This window comes from Streptomyces sp. NPDC087440, assembly GCF_044744005.1.
GTDB lineage: Bacteria > Actinomycetota > Actinomycetes > Streptomycetales > Streptomycetaceae > Streptomyces.
Map to the genome: position 1 here is coordinate 587,535 of NZ_JBIUXN010000001.1, position 15,424 is coordinate 602,958.

The 15,424-nt window shown below is 72.9% G+C and carries 13 protein-coding genes and 1 riboswitch; of the genes, 6 read left to right on the plus strand and 7 right to left on the minus strand.

Annotation, left to right across the window (positions count from 1 at the left end; translation table 11 throughout):
• Positions 1-2: 2 nt before the first annotated feature.
• From ACIO3O_RS02565 to ACIO3O_RS02580, 4 genes are read right to left on the minus strand one after another with little or no spacing between them, the layout of a single operon-like run.
• Entirely contained in the window at positions 3-464 is a 462-nt protein-coding gene (locus ACIO3O_RS02565) for an SRPBCC family protein (protein WP_401740976.1), read from the minus strand.
• Positions 465-517: 53 nt separating this feature from the next.
• A complete protein-coding gene (locus tag ACIO3O_RS02570) occupies positions 518-1,480 on the minus strand; it encodes a MerR family transcriptional regulator (protein WP_401740978.1) in 963 nt (320 codons plus the stop codon).
• A gap of 49 nt (positions 1,481-1,529) precedes the next feature.
• On the minus strand, positions 1,530-2,171 hold the full coding sequence (locus ACIO3O_RS02575) for a hypothetical protein (RefSeq protein ID WP_401740980.1): 642 nt from the start codon (positions 2,169-2,171) through the stop codon (positions 1,530-1,532).
• A gap of 41 nt (positions 2,172-2,212) precedes the next feature.
• Positions 2,213-5,122, minus strand: coding sequence for an ATP-binding protein (locus tag ACIO3O_RS02580; protein WP_401740982.1), 2,910 nt, complete (start codon positions 5,120-5,122; stop codon positions 2,213-2,215).
• Between the two features lie 129 nt (positions 5,123-5,251).
• Between ACIO3O_RS02580 and ACIO3O_RS02585 the strand changes: the two genes are divergently transcribed.
• Positions 5,252-5,593: a VOC family protein gene (locus tag ACIO3O_RS02585; RefSeq protein WP_401740985.1), complete on the plus strand. Its 342-nt coding sequence runs from the start codon at positions 5,252-5,254 to the stop codon at positions 5,591-5,593.
• A 25-nt stretch (positions 5,594-5,618) separates the two neighbouring features.
• Entirely contained in the window at positions 5,619-6,071 is a 453-nt protein-coding gene (locus ACIO3O_RS02590; RefSeq protein ID WP_401740987.1) for a pyridoxamine 5'-phosphate oxidase family protein, read from the plus strand.
• Between the two features lie 9 nt (positions 6,072-6,080).
• Here ACIO3O_RS02590 and ACIO3O_RS02595 read toward each other — a convergent pair whose 3' ends face one another.
• The 3 genes from ACIO3O_RS02595 to ACIO3O_RS02605 form a co-directional block, all read right to left on the minus strand.
• A complete protein-coding gene (locus tag ACIO3O_RS02595) occupies positions 6,081-6,524 on the minus strand; it encodes a VOC family protein (protein WP_401740990.1) in 444 nt (147 codons plus the stop codon).
• A 56-nt stretch (positions 6,525-6,580) separates the two neighbouring features.
• A complete protein-coding gene (locus ACIO3O_RS02600; RefSeq protein WP_401741854.1) occupies positions 6,581-8,119 on the minus strand; it encodes a SulP family inorganic anion transporter in 1,539 nt (512 codons plus the stop codon).
• Positions 8,120-8,182: 63 nt separating this feature from the next.
• The gene (locus ACIO3O_RS02605) at positions 8,183-8,839 is read right to left on the minus strand and encodes a carbonic anhydrase (RefSeq protein ID WP_401740992.1); all 657 of its coding nucleotides are present in this window, start codon (positions 8,837-8,839) and stop codon (positions 8,183-8,185) included.
• Positions 8,840-9,267: 428 nt separating this feature from the next.
• On the opposite strand from ACIO3O_RS02605, the gene ACIO3O_RS02610 reads away from it, so the two are divergent.
• From ACIO3O_RS02610 to ACIO3O_RS02625, 4 genes are all read left to right on the plus strand, one after another.
• A complete protein-coding gene (locus ACIO3O_RS02610; RefSeq protein WP_401740995.1) occupies positions 9,268-12,081 on the plus strand; it encodes a M4 family metallopeptidase in 2,814 nt (937 codons plus the stop codon).
• 93 nt (positions 12,082-12,174) lie between these two features.
• A riboswitch (cobalamin riboswitch) is annotated at positions 12,175-12,336 on the plus strand.
• A gap of 102 nt (positions 12,337-12,438) precedes the next feature.
• Complete coding sequence (locus tag ACIO3O_RS02615) at positions 12,439-13,548, plus strand: FecCD family ABC transporter permease (RefSeq protein WP_401740998.1); 1,110 nt, start codon at positions 12,439-12,441, stop codon at positions 13,546-13,548.
• On the plus strand, positions 13,548-14,327 hold the full coding sequence (locus ACIO3O_RS02620) for an ABC transporter ATP-binding protein (protein ID WP_401741000.1): 780 nt from the start codon (positions 13,548-13,550) through the stop codon (positions 14,325-14,327). Before ACIO3O_RS02615 ends, ACIO3O_RS02620 begins: the two co-directional genes overlap by 1 nt.
• Before the next feature lie 15 nt (positions 14,328-14,342).
• Positions 14,343-15,368 (plus strand): ABC transporter substrate-binding protein, encoded by a 1,026-nt coding sequence (locus tag ACIO3O_RS02625; RefSeq protein WP_401741002.1) that lies wholly within the window; start codon positions 14,343-14,345, stop codon positions 15,366-15,368.
• Positions 15,369-15,424: the final 56 nt, after the last annotated feature.

Below are 15,424 nucleotides of genomic sequence, written 5' to 3' on the forward strand. Positions count from 1 at the left end.
GATCAGCGTGCGGCGAGCTGCTCGACCCGTTCCTTCAACGCACTGTTCATCGCCCGGAACTGGGTCAGGGTGTCGTTCCTGAGGCTGTCGGCAAAGAAGGGCACCGCCACGCCGGTGAAATCCTCGCCCTGCGTGAGGCGGACGGTGTCCCGTCCGGTGCGTTCGATGACGAAGTAGTGCTCGCCGTCACCGATCCAGCCCGGCCCGACCTTGCCCAGCCAGCGCAGTTCGCGGCCCGCGCTCGCCTGGAGGACGGTCGGGGTGAACGTGGAGGTCTCACCCTCCTGCTTCAGGCTGTTGAGCATCGTCGCACCCGGCCGCAGGCCGTCGCCGGAGGTAACGGTGGCCTCGGTGATGAAGGGGTTCCACTGCGGGTAGGCACCGAGGTCGGTGAGCACCGCCCAGACCTGCTCGGGGTCGGCCTCGATCTCGACGGACGCGGTCAGCCGGAGCGGATGCCTCACGCCGCGGCACCCGCGCGTCCGGCACGAACGCGCGAGGCGCGGCCAAGGAGAGATCAGGTGGGGCGCGGCCGGAACGCCCGCAGGGTCCACTCCAGCGCCGGCGCCATCCCATCGGGCTCCGGCCAGCCGTTCACGATCGCCAGAAGGTGCAGGTAGCGGTCCCGGCGCGGGGAGTTTATGCGCTCCAGGCGGGTCAACAGCCGGGCCCTCAGGTCCGGGCGGTCCGGGCCGTCCGGACCGTCCGGTCCGTCCGGGCGCGCGACGATGCGCGCATAGCGTTCCGCCAGCTTCGACGCGACGGCGGCGCCCTCCGCCGAGGCCGGATCGACCCCGGCAGCCAGTGCCGGTTCCGCCAGGGAACGTACGGCCTCCGCCAGTGTCCGGGGCACGCCGGGCCCGTCGGCCCCGGACCGGTCGGACGCCAGGTCCAGGGCAGTCGCGTGCATGTCCGCCCGGAACTCCGCGTCCTGCAGGAGCTCCGCGAGCTCCACCCATGCCTCCACCTGCTCCGTCGACGGGTCGTCCGGCAGTTCCGGCGTCAGGGTGCGCATGACCCCGGCGAACACGGGGTCGGAGTGCAGGCCTTCGAAGGCCGCGTCGAGGAATGCGGCGACCATGCGACGCCGCTCCTGCTCGGACAGTCCGGCAAGTCTGTGCATCAGGTCCAGCTCCTCGGGGTCCGACCCGCGCCGCGCCGCAGCGGTGAGCACCGCCCAGCGCAGGCGCAGGGTCCGTATCTGTACGTCGATGGCCCGCGCGTGCGCCGCCGCGACCTCGGGGAGGGCGGCCTCGCGGTTCAGGACCGTACGCACGGTGGGCAGGTCGACCCCCAACTCCCGCAGGGTGCGGACCAGTTCGAGTCGCGTGACGGCCTCGGGACCGTACAGCCGGTGACCGTTGGCGCCGCGCCGCGCGGGCGTGACGATTCCGGCGTCCGAGTAGAAGCGGATGGTCCTGACCGAGAGGCCGGTGCGGCGGGCGAGCTCGCCGATGGGGTGGAGGGGGCCGTGGTTCATGGGGACCAGCCTGCTGCCTCCACCCACTGGAGACGCAAGCCCCTTCCCGCTACCCCGAGTCCGTCACCCACCGCGACGTGTCCTGGTGCGGACCGATCACCAGGTCCGGGCACGCCCGCCGGAGCGCCTCCGCGAGGAGGTGCGGGTCGTTCGCCGGGAGGGCGAAGCCCGCGCGGGTGCGGTAGGTCCGGCCGGCCACCCGCAGTTCCAGGACGCGGTCGCCGCTGCTGTCGACCGACCGGTACCCCACCGTGAGCGGTCGCGCCGCCGTCACCGAGGTGAGCGGGCGGACGGTCCGCCTGCCGTTGTTGTGTACGAGGACCAGCTCGCCCGGTGGCCGGATCTCCACGGCCACCACCGCCCGCCGCTCCCGCGCCCACGGCGGCACCAGCAGGCTTCCCCAGAACACGCCGAACACCCCGCCCAGCATCAGCCCCGCCCACGGCTCCGTCGCGGCGATCAGGCCCACCGGCACCACGTGGAAGAGCGTGACGACGATGCCGCTGCTCCAGTCCCGTGGCGTCGGGTGCGCGCTGCGGTACGTCTCCCAGCGGAAGGCACCGGGATCCGCGTCGTACGGCCGGGCGGCGTCGTACGGCCGGGCGGCGTCCTGCGGCTCCTCGGCGTCCCGCAGCTCCTCGGCGTCCCGCGGCTCCTCAGCGTCCTGCGGCTGTGCCGCGTCCTCGGTCACCGGGCCAGCATGACGGCCTGAGCCGCCCCCCGGAAGAGCCCCTACTCGGCAACCGCGAAGCCCCGTCGCGCCAGCGCCTCCGCCCCCTCCTTCGCATGCTCTCCCCCGGCCAGCACCAGCGTCCGCGCCGCCTGGTACGGGCAGCCCGCCGCCTCCAAGTCCCGCGCCAAGCGCAGCAGCTCCGGCACGTCGCCCACCCTCAGCGCTTCCGCCCGCTGCACCTGCGCCGACGCCACCGGATTGCCCGCGACGACCCGGCGCGCGGCGGCGATCCGTACCGCAGCCTCCGGGTGCCCGGCCAGCACGGCCGCCTCCGCGCGCAGCGCGACGTACCAGTGCAGCCAGATCCACGACACCCACTTCCACACCTGTTCCGGCTCCGGGGCGACCCGCTTCAGTGCGGCGTCCACTTCGCCCCGGTGCAGCAGGTGCAGCGCGTCGAAGACGGCTCCGTACCCGTACCGGTACTCCGACGCGGTGCCCGCGTCGTCGACGAGCGCGAGCCAGCGTGTCCGGGCCTCGTCGTCGCCGCGCAGACCGTGGATCATCGCGGTGGCCGCGGCGGCGGGCCCGAGCGAGAACGACCGTTGCTGCCCGCTCTGTTCCCACCCGTCGAGGAACCTCGCGCCGCCCGCGAGCACACCCGGCGCGTCGCCCGCGAACGCGTCCGCGACCAGCAGCCAGGACGTGGCGTAGTGGCCCACTTCGGCGAGCATGGGCAGCTCCGCGAGCCGCGTGCCCCACCGCCGGGCCGCCGGGAGGTCGCCGACGCCGACGGCCGTTCCGGCGGCCATGGCGAGTGCGTCGGTGAGTTCGTGCGCGCTCGCGGGGGTACGCGGGGCTGCCGCGAGGACGTCGATACGCCGCCGGGCCGCGTCGGCGGCTGCGAAGCTCTCGCCCGCCCAGGTGCGGGCGCCGGAAAGGGCGTCGAGGGCGGCGGACTCGGCGACCGGGTCGCCCGCGCGTCGGGCCAGGGCGACGGCCTGTTCGGCGTGATCGACCGTCTCCTGCGCGGTGTTGTCCGCACTCCCTTGCACCGCGCCGAACGCGTCCGCCAGCACCGCCGCCTCGGCGAGCGCGACCCCGGCCGCGGCGGCGGGGTCGGGGGTGTCCGCCGCCTCGGCCCACGTGCGCGCCCGCGTGAGCAGCTCGGTGGCCTCCGCAACGGAGGGCAGCCGGGTGAACTCGCTGGAGAAGCGGTACGCGACGGTGGCCGCGGCCGCGAGATCCCCGGCGGCGCCCGCCGTGTCCCCGCCGCGCCGGGCGACCTCCGCGGCGGCGAGGTGCAGCCGGTACATGTCGTCCCCGTGGCGTCGGCACCCGGCGACCCCGGCGGCGTGCCGCAGGGCGTCGGCGGAGGCCCGGGTGCACGCCGCGTCGGCGGAGGCCCGGGCGAGCGTCGCGTCGGCAGGGGTCCGCCCCCGCACCGCGTCGTCGCCCTCGGCCGGTTGGGCCAGCTCCGCCGCCTGCTCGTACCGCTGTTGGGCCTCGCCGAGGAGGTTCCCGGCGAAGGTCAGCTCCGCGAGGCGCAGCGCCAGGTCGTGCACCTCGGGGCGGTGGGCGGGCTCGGCGGCCGCCCAGGCGAGCGCCGCCCGCAGGTCTCCGGCCAGGGCATCGAAGCGGGCGCGCCAGTCCGCTCCGGTGTCGGTGGTGCCGAGGTCGGCGGCGGCCGCCAGGCACCACCGCACGTGGCGGGCGCGTGTGTGCGGGGACTCGTCCGCCTCTGTCAGGCGTTCCGCGCCGTACTGGCGGATGGTCTCCAGGGCCCGGTAGCGGGTTGCGGAGGCGGAGGGCAGGACGGTGAGCAGGCTCTGTTCGGCGAGGCGGCCGAGGCCTTCGGCCACCGACTCCGGGGTGAGCGGGGCGTATCCCGCCACCTCGCCCGCCGCCGGGGCCGTGAAGGGCGCGGCGAAGACGGAGACGCGGCGCAGCAGGGCCCGGTCCGCCGGGTCGAGGAGGTCGTGGCTCCAGTCCAGGGCGGCGCGGACGGACCGGTGCCGGTCGGTGGCGCGGGGGCCGCCGGACAGCACGCGGAGCTGGTCGGAGAGTCCGGCGGTCAGGCCGTCGAGGCCGAGGGTCGCCCAGCGGGCCGCCGCGAGTTCGATGGCGAGCGCCATGCCGTCGAGGCGTTCGCACAGGGCCACGACCCGGCCCCGTACCGTCGGGTCGGGCGGCAGGCCGACGGCTGCCGCACGTTCCATGAAGAGGCTGACGGCCTCGGAGGCGTCGCCGCCCTCGCGGGACAGCGGCGGCACCGGGTACACCCACTCGAAGGGGACCAGGAGGCGGGCCCGGCTGGTGGCCAGGACGTGCAGGTGCGGGCAGGCGGCGAGGAGCCGCTCCAGGAACGGGCCCACCCCGTCCCGTACTTGCTCACAATTGTCGAGTACGAGCAGGGCCCGGCGACCGGCGAGGGTGGACAGCAGGGACTCGTCGATGTCGCGGCCGGGCTGCTCGCCCACGCCGACGGCGGCGGCCACGGTCGCGGCCAGGCGGGCCGGGTCGGTGACCGGGACCAGGTCGACGAACCACACCCCGTCGGCGAAGTGGTCCTCGTCCTCGGCCAGTTGGGCGGCGACGGCCAGGGCGAGGCGCGTCTTGCCGACGCCGCCGGGGCCGACGGCGCTGACCTGCCTGCGCGCCGTCACCGCCTCGGCCAGCTCCTCCCGCTCGCGCACCCGGCCGACGAACGCCGTCAGCGGGGTGGGGAGGACGGGGGCGGGTGCGGACGGCTGCGTGCGGGCCTGTTCGGCGGCATGCCGGGAGAGCGCGCGCCGGTCCGGCACCTCCAGCTTGCGCAGCAGCGAGGAGACGTGCGACTCCACGGTGCGTACGGAGATGAACAGGCGGGCGGCTATCTCCGCGTTGCTGAGGAACTCCCCCAGCAGGGCGAGGACTTCGGCCTCTCGGGCCGATATTGCCGGGGGCGGGGGGACCACGGGTCTGGGCACGGAGTCATTATCCGTAGTCGGCATCCGTAGTGGCTTTCCGTGGTGAGCACGGAGGCGGCCGGGGTGCCTGCCGGGGGAGTCTGTGACCACGAAGAACACGGACACCGACCCACCTCTTGAGGAGAAGCCATGACCACCGGAATCAAGACCGTCCTGCACCCCGTCTCCGACCTCGCCAAGGCGAAGGCCGTGTACGCCGCCCTGCTGGGCACCGAGCCGCAGACCGACGCGCCCTACTACGTCGGCTTCGACGTCGCGGGCCAGCACGTCGGCCTGGTGCCCGGCGGCGGTCCGCAGGGCCTGACCTCGTCGCTGGCGTACTGGCACGTGCGCGACATCGAGGCGAAGGTCGCGGAGCTGACCGCCGCCGGGGCCACGGTCCGCCAGCCCGCGCAGGACGTCGGCGGCGGCCGCCTGGTGGCGACCCTCGCCGACCCGGACGGCAACCTCATCGGCGTCCTCCAGGACTGACCCCGTTCCCCGAAGGAGGGCACCCGTGAACACCCCGCCCCGCTCCCCCGCCGAACGCCGCCGCGACACCGAGCACCGGCTCGCCCACGACATCGACCTCTGGGTGGCCAGTGCTTCGGCGGACGGTGTGCCGCACCTGGTGCCGCTGTCCTTCGAGTGGGACGGCGAGACCCTCCTGCTGGCCACGCCCGCGGCGAGCCCGACCGGCCGGAACCTGGCCGCCGGGCGGACCGTCCGGCTGAGCCTGGGGGCCACCCGCGACGTGACCGTGATCGAGGGCGACGTCGAGGTGCTGGAACGGGACGCCCTGCCCGGGGAGCGGGGCGACCGGTTCTGCGCGCGGACCGGCTTCGACCCCCGGGAACCGACCACGCCGTACCACTGGTTCCGCGTCACCCCGCGCCTGGTCCAGGCCTGGCGCGAGGCGGACGAGTTGCCGGGCCGGACGCTGATGCGGGAGGGAACCTGGCTGGCCTGAAGCCGCGGCTCATCCCGCCGACAGGGCCACACAGAACTCGTTCCCCTCAGGGTCTGCCATGACCACGTGATGCCCCTGGGACTCCGCCAGCACGCTCCCGCCCGCCTCCGTGAGCCTTGCAACCTCGGCCGCGAGGCGGGCGGACCGCTCCTCGGCGCTGCCGTGCCCGGGGATGCGGACGTCGATGTGCAGCCGGTTCTTGGCGGTCTTGGGCTCGGGCACCTTGAGTAGGGACAGAAGGGGCCCGGCTCCTGCGGGGTCGCAGAGCCAGGCCCCGTCCTCCACCGACTCGCCCTCCGGCAGGTCGAGGCTGGCGAACCATTCCTCGGTGGTGCGGAAGGGCGCGGGCGGCGGGTTGTCGACGTACCCGAGCGCCGTCTTCCAGAAGGCGCGCAGGAGTTGGGCGTCCGCGCAGTCGAGCGTCAGGTCGATTCTGGTGATTCTGGTGTCCATGACGAGACCTTAGACGTCACCACTGACAATCGCCCCGACCAGCGGCGATGCCCGCCTCACCCCGGCGGGGCGCCCACCTCCGGTTCCGGCTCGGGGGCCGGTTTCGCCGCCGCCGTGCGCATCCGGACCGCCTCCGTGTCGGCGTCGTTGTGCCGGGTCGCCCAGTTCTCCAGGGTGGTGCGGCACGCGTGGTCGAGATGGTGGACGGTGGTCAGGTCCAGCTCTATGGGCCGGTCCTGGGGCAGCGCCTCCAGCGTTTCCAGGATGCGCGGCAGGCGCAGGAAGGTGGCGTTGCCGGTGAGGGTGACGATCATCCGCCCGCCGGTCAGCTCCCGTACGTGGACGTGCACGTGCGAGGTCTCCCAGGCGACCTTGACGATCGCCAGCGCGAGGCCGATGAGCACGCCCTCGAACATGTTGGTCACCACGATCGCTATCGCCGTGGTGGCCAGCACCAGCGCCTCCCCCCGGTGCGCCCGTACCAGCGGTACGAGGTCCTTGACCGGCAGCAGCTTGAAGCCCGCGTGGATCAGGACGCCCGCGAGGGCGGCCAGCGGGATGACGCCGAGCGCCGCGGGGAGGAGCACCGCGAAGAGCAGCAGCCAGCCGCCGTGCACGACGCGGGAGAGCGGGGTGCGCGCGCCCGCCTGGACGTTGGCGGAACTGCGGACGATGACGGCGGTCATCGGCAGCGCGCCGAGCACACCGCAGACGGTGTTGCCGACGCCCTGGGCGACGAGTTCCTTGTCGTAGTGGGTGCGCGGGCCGTCGTGCATGCGGTCGACGGCCGCCGCGCTGAAGAGGGACTCGGCGGAGGCGATGAGCGTGAAGGCCAGGACCGTACCGAGGACGGCGAGGCTGCCGAGGTTGGCCAGGTCACTCGCGCCCGGTGGCTGGATGGCGTGGAAGAGGCCCTTGACCGTGACGTTCTCCAGGCGCAGCGGCAGGACGAGCCCGGCCACGGTGGCCAGGGCGACGGCCGCCAGCGGGGCGGGCACGACCCGTACGGCGGCGGGCAGCTTCGGCCACACCACGAGCACGGCGATCGTGCCGAGCCCGACGGCGGCGGCGGTGAGGGCGACGGGCGAGGTGATCGTGTCGGCGACCAGCCCCGGCAGCCCGGTGAACTTGGCCGTTCCGGAGAGGGGTTGGTCGGCCCCGGTCATGCTGTAGAGCTGGCCGAGGATGAGGACGAGGCCGATGCCGGCCAGCATGCCCTGGACGACGGACACGGAGATGGCGCGGAACCAGCGCCCGCACTTCAGCAGCCCGAGCCCGATCTGGAGCACGCCGGTGAGCAGCACGATCGCACCGAGCATGCCGAGCCCGAACTCCCGTACCGCTTCGAAGACGAGCACGGTGAGCCCGGCGGCCGGGCCGCTGACCTGGAGGGCGCTGCCCGGCAGCAGGCCGACGACGAGACCGCCGACGATGCCGGTGACGAGGCCGAGTTCGGCGGGGACGCCGGAGGCGACCGCCACGCCGACGCACAGCGGCAGGGCGACCAGGAAGACGACGAGTGAGGCGAGGAGGTCCTGTCGGAGGACGCCTGGTTCACGCAGGGCGCGATAGGGCGCGCGGAAGGAGGTGGTCAGGGTGGACTTCACGGTGGGGGTCCTGTCGTGAGATGCGGGCCGGACGTCGGTGCTCGGCCGTTCTCACAGCGGGACGAACGCGGGTCGCACGCCCGCGGGTCGAAGGTCGCCGCCGGCACCGGATTCGTCGCCGCTCGGGCGGTGGGCCGTCACGGTCCCCGTGTGGACCTCGTAGTACCAGGCGTGCAGGGTCAGCGAGCCGTCGGCGATCCGCTCGGCTATGCACGGGTAGGCCCGCAGCCGCTCGACTTGCGCGAGGACGTGCGCCTGTACGGCTTCGGCGACGTCGGGGGTGGCGGGGGCGGCGGTGCGCACGGCGCCGCGCGGGTCGACGGAGTGCTCCAGCCAGTCGCGTACGGCGGGTACGGAGGACAGGTCCTCGCGGCGCACGAGCGCGCCGACGGCTCCGCAGTGCGAGTGCCCGCAGACGACGACGTCGCGGACGCCGAGCACGCTCACCGCGTACTCGATGGTGGCGGCCTCCCCCTGCGGGAGAGGGGCCCGGTATTCCGGTACGACGTTGCCCGCCGTACGGAGTTCGAAGAGCTCGCCCGGACGGGCCCCGGTGATGAGGGCGGGTACGACGCGCGAGTCGGAGCAGGTGATGAACAGGGCTTCGGGCGACTGCCCGGCGCGCAGGGCCTCGAAGGCCGCTGCGTTCCGCGGGTCCGCGACATGGGTGGCGGCGAAGGAACGGGCGTTGTCGATCAGTGACTTCATGGTGGCCTGCCTCCTGCGTCCCTGCCGTGGGGGGCGGACGCGGTGTGGTCGGGTCGATGGTCTTTCGGGAAACAGCCTTCAGGGCTCCCGTGACTCTCACTTTGCCATCACATTAACCTTTGATGACAGAGCGTTTTCCTGCCAAATTTTGAGTAAATACCGCCCCTGAACTGGGAGTTGGTCAAGTTCTCAAGCTTTGGGCAATGTTCGATCAGGAGTTTTGGCGAGAAAGCGAGCACATTCCGCTTACTTTCAGGCCGACCGCCAAATGACCGGTATCCCGCCTCCCGGAAATCGAACAGCGGACGGCTGGAAGTCGACTCCCGCCACCCCCGCACCATTGATCGACCGAGGCCCCAACCGCTTCGATGTCCCCTGCCGGACCGCGAGCCGCCGCCCGGCGACCGACGAGGGGGAACGAGAAACCAGTGAGCCACTCACGAAGAACCGCACCCGCAGGTGCGTCCCGAAGACACCGGATATCCGGCGCGGCCGCGCTGCTCGGCGTCGCCGCACTCACCCTGACCGCCCCGGGCACCGCCCACGCCGCCCCCGACCCCACGCCCGCCACCGGTGACGTCACCCCCGGCCAGGGCACCTCCACCCCCGCGCTGGTGCGCGGCATCCGCGAGGCCGCGCCCGGCACGGGCAGCGCGCCGGACGCGGCCCGGACGTATCTGAGCCGGAAGCGCGACCGCTACCGGATCGCCGACGCGACACGCGACCTGGCCCCGGCGGGCGGCACCCAGACCGCCGGGGGCCAGGAGACCGTACGGCTCCAGCAGCAGCACCGGGGTGTGCCGGTGCTGGGCGGCCAGTACGTCGTACGGATGGAACGCGCGGGCGGCGAGCGGGTCGTCACCGGCACCTCGGGCAAGTACTTCACGGGACTGACCGCGAGCACGACGCCGCAGGTCGACGCCGCGCTGGCGGTCGAACGCGCGGTGGACGCGACCCGCACCCGGCTCACCGACCGGAAGTTCTCCGACGAGGACCCCGTCCTTGAGGGCACCGCACGCGGCCTGGTCGTCCTCCCCCAGGGCCCGGGCGTCCTCACGCACCACGTCACGGTGCGCGGCACCGACCCCGCGAGCGGCGAACCCGTACTGAGCGAGGTGTACGTCGATGCGCGCGCCGGGTATCCGGTGCTCCAGTACAGCGGTATCAAGACGTTCACCGCACCGCGCGCGACGGAGGGGAAACCGCCGCTCCAGGCCACGAAGGGCAGCGGCACCAAGCTGGACGGCAAGCCCGTCACCCTCGACGTCGACCACGACGAGACGCGCGGCCTGTACGTCCTGCGCGACCGCACCCGCCTCCCCCAGGACGACGGCTACAACCGCACCCTGTCCACCTGGGACGCCCGCGGCACGTGGGCGAGCGACGTGTCCGGGCGCTGGCCCGAGGGCATCCAGGAGTTCTCCTCCCCCACCCCCGCCTTCGGCACGGACGCCACCGAGGCAGGCGCGGTCGACGCGCACTGGGGAGCGGCCCGCGTCTTCGACTACTTCAAGGACAAGCACGGCCGCGACAGCCTCGACGGCCGGGGCATGACCATCAACTCCCTGGTCGGGATCAGCAGTTACGGCATGCCGTACGTGAACGCCTTCTGGGACGGCCAGAAGATGGTCTACGGCATCGGCGACGAGGAGTACCTCCCGCTGTCGGCCGGGCTGGACGTCGTCGGGCACGAGATGACGCACGCCGTCGTCGAGACCTCCGCGAACCTGGTCTACGCGGGCCAGTCCGGCGCGATGAACGAGGCGATCGCGGACTACTTCGGCAACGCGATCGAGACCGCCGCGTACGACGTCCCCATGTCCGACCCCGACTCAGGCCTGGTCGGCGACCGCCTGTGCCGCACCAAGGGCCCGCGCGACTGCGCCCTGCGCGACCTGGGCGACGGCCGCACCACGGCCGGCTCCTTCGTCGGCGTCGGGTACGCCAACGACAACGGCGGTGTCCACCTCAACTCCACGATCTTCGGCGGCGCCCTGTGGGACGCCCGCAAGGAACTGGGCGCGGACCTCGCCGACCGCATCGTCTACAAGGCCCTGACGCAGTACCTCACCCCGATCGACGGCTTCACCGAGGGCCGCGCGGCCGTGCTGGCGGCGGCGAAGGACCTCCAGGTCACGGCCGCCCAGCAGAAGGCGCTCGCCCGTGCCTTCACCGCGCACGGCATCGTGCCCGGCTGGGAGCAGGCGCTCGGCATCGACTCCGAGAAGCTGTTCGGCCGCATCCACACCGCCGACACGAACCTCGGCGCGGGCGGCGGCTGGTGGGCGGCGTCGAAGTCGAACGAGGCGGGCTCGGAACCGTACTCCGTGTGGGCCGGACGGGTGGACGGCAAGGGCGAGAAGCGCCTGATGAGCCCCAACGACGGCCGCTATCACGTCAATCCGGCCACCGACGGGAAGACGGTGGTCTGGCAGGCGGTGGGCCCCGGCGGCACAGAGGTGCTGTCCCGGCCGATCGCCGGGGGCGTGATCAAGAAGCTGTGGGAGGGCAGGGCCACCGGCAGCTCCCTCGACGTCGACGGCGACCTGGTCGCGTTCGACTTCTACAACCACGGCGGCCGGATGGGCGTGAAGTACCTGAGCCTGAAGGACCCGTCGAAGATCGAGTCCATCGGCGGCGGCACCTACCACCGCGCGCACGGCTCCTCGGCGAGCAACGGCAAGGTGGCCTACCAGGAGCGGCGGCGGGTCGCCCTCACGGAGACTGCTCCGCGCGCCGCCGAATACTCCCTCGCCACACGCCTCCTCACCGTCGCGACCGGCGAGAACACCGTCGTCCGCGAGAACCCGAGCGGCACCAGCCTCGGCCCGACCGCCCTCAACGGCACACACCTCTTCTGGCTGCTGGACGACGGCTCGGCGGAGGGAAGGACGACCCTGCGCCGCTCCGACCTCGCGGGCGCGAACATCGTCGACCTCAGCCCGCAGACCGGGCCGAACGCCCTGAACATGTACGACCTGACGGTCTCGGCGGACACCGTGACGGTCGGCACGTACGTCCCCGACACCGCGATACGGAACGAGTCGACCGGCAAGCTCCACCAGTTCGCGGCCTCGGGCGCGCCGGACGCCCCGGGGACGTACAAGGGCCGTGTCTCCTGCAACCGGGGCGAGCAGATCGCCGCGGCGGCGGTGTCCGGTGCCCAGGTCGTCTGGCTGGACGCGACGACGGGGACGCCGGACGTGGTGACGCGGAAGACGCCGAGGGGGCGTTGCGGCTGATCCTGTACGGCACCCTGTCGCCCGGACCTCCCCGGTCCGGGCGGGAGGCCCCCGGGCCGGGCCGCGAACCAGCGGGGGCCCGAGGTCGCAGCCCCCGGCATCAAGGCCCTCCGTCCACCCCTTAAGCTGCAGGAACTCCGCGGGGGAAGCCGGTCGAAGTCCGGCGCTGACCCGCAACGGTAGGCGGACCCACTGGCTTTGTAGGTGCCACAGGTCCCGCGAGCCCGATCACCCGCGGAGCGAACTGCACGAGTCAATTCGCCGTGGACTGCGAAAGACGCTGCGCCGGGCGTCCCGCACTCCCGGTCCGCTTCGGTCGCCGCAGCCGTGCGGCCCGAGGCGAAAGCGATCCTGCCCGTGGCCACGCCCACCGACCGCCGCCCCGTCACGCCCTCCGCGGCGGCCCGCACCACGTCCGGCCCCGCGCCGCCCCGGCGGCTGCCCCTCGCCCTTCTCGTCCCCGCCCTCCTCGCCGCCGTCGTCCTCTCCCTGGTCTGCGGCGCGGGCCTCGGCGCGTCCGGTCTGACCTGGGCGGAAGTCCTGCGCTACCTCTGGGCGGGGCTGAGCGGCGGCTCCATATCCCCGGACGAGGTCCCCGCGTACACGATCGTCTGGGAGCTGCGTTTCCCGCGCGCCGTCCTCGCCGCCGTCGTCGGCGCGGGCCTGTCCGCGATCGGCATCGCCGTGCAGGCCATGGTCCGCAACGCCCTGGCCGACCCGTTCGTCCTGGGCATCTCCTCGGGCGCGGCCGTCGGCGCGAACGCCGTCCTGCTCTTCGGCGCGCTCGGTGCACTGGGGGTGTGGGCGCTGTCGGCGGCCGCGTTCGTCTCCGCGCTCGCCGCGATGACCCTCGTGTACGTCGTCGCGCGCACCCCGCGCGGGCTCACGCCGCTGCGCCTGGTCCTGACCGGCACCGCCATGTACTACGGCTTCTCGGCCATCACCACCTTCATGGTGTTCGCCGCCGAACGCGGCGAGGCGGCCCGTTCCGCCATGATGTGGCTGCTGGGCAGCCTGGGCGGCGCGAGCTGGGCCTCGGTGCCGATCGCGGCGGGTGCCGTGCTCGCCGGTCTGGCCCATCTCGCCTGGTCGGCGCGCCGGTTGAACGCCCTCGCGATGGGCGACGAGACCGCCGCCGCGCTCGGGGTCGACGCGGGCCGGTTTCGTAAAGAACTGTTCGTCGTGTGCGCGGCCGTGACCGGTGCGGTGGTCGCGGTGAGCGGGGCGATCGGCTTCGTGGGGCTGATGGTTCCGCATGCGGTACGGATGCTGGTGGGCGCCGATCATCGCCGCCTCCTCGCGGTGGCCCCGCTGCTGGGCGCGCTGCTGCTGATCTGGGTCGACGTGCTGTCCCGTACCGTCCTCGCGCCCGTCGAACTGCCGGTCGGCGTGCTGACGGCGGCCGTCGGAGTCCCCTGTTTCGTCCTCCTCATGCGGCGCAAGTCCTACAGCTTCGGGGGTGCGTGATGCGTATCGACGTCACCGGCCTGTCCGTCGAGATCGCCGGTGCGCGGCTGGTCTCGGACATCACCCTGCACGCCGCCACCGGCCAACTCGTCGGCCTGATCGGCCCGAACGGCAGCGGCAAGTCCACCCTCCTGCGCACCGTCTACCGCGCCCTGCGCCCGAGCTCCGGCACCGTCCTCCTCGACGGCGACGACCTGTACGGCATGAGCGCGCGGGAGAGCGCGCGCCGCCTGGCCGCGCTCCCCCAGGAGGCCTCCACGGAGTTCGACTTCACGGTGGCCGAGGTCGTCGCGATGGGCCGCGTCCCGCACCAGCGCGCGATGGCCCGCACCTCGGACGAGGACCGCGACACCTGTGCCACGGCCCTCGCCCAGGTGGGTGCCTCCCACCTGTCCGACCGGGGCTACCTCACCCTCTCCGGCGGCGAGAAACAGCGCGTCCTGATCGCCCGCGCGCTCGCCCAGCAGCCGCGCGCCCTGATCCTCGACGAGCCCACGAACCACCTCGACATCGCCCAGCAGTTGGAAGTCCTCGCCCTGGTGCGCGGCAGCGGCCTGACCGTCCTCACCGCGCTCCACGACCTGAACCTCGCCGCCCTGCACTGCGATCTGCTGTACGTCATCGAGTCCGGCCGCATCGTCGCCTCCGGCCCGCCGCACGACGTGCTGACCCCGGAACTCCTCGCGGACGTATTCGGCGTACGGGCCCACCGCGTCCGGCACCCGGAGACCGGCGCGGTGCAGCTCCTCTTCGACCGCCTCCTGCCCACCCCTTCCTAAGGACCCCCGCACCTCATGCGCACCCGCACCCTCACCCTCCCCTTCGCCGCGCTGCTCCTGACCTCCCTCACCGCCTGCGGCGCGCAGGTCACCGATGACGCCAAGCCCGCCGCGAAGCCGTCCGGCGACGCCCATTACCCCGTCACCATCACCAACTGCGGCGAGAAGCAGGCGTACCCGAAGGCCCCGCAGCGCGTGGTCACGAACGACGTCGGCATCACCGAGATCATGTTCGCGCTCGGCCTGGAGAAGCACATGGCGGGCTTCGTGATGCCGGACGACAAGGGCGACCTGACCTCCGTCCCCTGGAAGGACGGCTACGCAAAGACGAAGTGGCTCTCCAAGAAGCAGATCAACAAGGAGATGGCCCTCGACGCCCGCGCCGACCTGGTCTTCGCCGGCTGGAACTACGGCTTCAACGAGGGCGAGGGCTTCACGCCCGCCGACCTGAAGAAGGTCGGCATCGGCTCCTACCTCCTGAGCGAGTCCTGCCGGAACGGCGTCGGCGCGCAGTCGCGCGGGGTGATGCCGCCGCTGGACGCCCTCTACGCCGACCTGCGCAACCTGGGCCGCGTCTTCGCGGTCGAGGACCGGGCGGAGGCCCTGATCACGAAGTTCCGCAAGCAGGTGGCGGACGCGGAGGCGAAAGCGCTCAAGGGCGCGGACCGCCCCCGTGTCTTCCTCTACGACGCGGGCACGGACAAGCCGTTCACCTCGGGCCTGTACGCGGCGCCGCACGACATCATCACGCGGGCGGGCGGCGACCACGTGATGAAGGACCTGAAGGACAGCTGGGCGACGGTCGGCTGGGAGACGGTGGTCGAGCGCGACCCCGAGGTCATCGTGATCAACAACTACGGCGACACGACGGCGGAGCAGAAGCGTTCCTTCCTGAAGTCCTACGCCCCGCTGAAGAACGTCTCCGCGATCAAGAACGACCGCATCGTCGTGCTCGACTACGCGGAACTGGTCGAAAGCCCCCGCAATCCGGAAGCGATCGCCTCCCTGGCGACGGACCTGCGGAAGCTGATGGGCAGGTAGGGGGCGGCACGACGACCGGCGTTGTCAGTGCCCGGGGACACACTGACGACATGAAC

Bases quoted from the DNA above. Each gene is read 5' to 3' on its own strand.
- ACIO3O_RS02620 (WP_401741000.1), top strand. From the start codon at position 13,548: ATGCGTATCGACGTCACCGGCCTGTCCGTCGAGATCGCCGGTGCGCGG.
- ACIO3O_RS02605 (WP_401740992.1), bottom strand. From the start codon at position 8,839: ATGAAGTCACTGATCGACAACGCCCGTTCCTTCGCCGCCACCCATGTC.
- ACIO3O_RS02595 (WP_401740990.1), bottom strand. From the start codon at position 6,524: ATGGACACCAGAATCACCAGAATCGACCTGACGCTCGACTGCGCGGAC.
- ACIO3O_RS02570 (WP_401740978.1), bottom strand. From the start codon at position 1,480: ATGAACCACGGCCCCCTCCACCCCATCGGCGAGCTCGCCCGCCGCACC.
- ACIO3O_RS02585 (WP_401740985.1), top strand. From the start codon at position 5,252: ATGACCACCGGAATCAAGACCGTCCTGCACCCCGTCTCCGACCTCGCC.
- ACIO3O_RS02625 (WP_401741002.1), top strand. From the start codon at position 14,343: ATGCGCACCCGCACCCTCACCCTCCCCTTCGCCGCGCTGCTCCTGACC.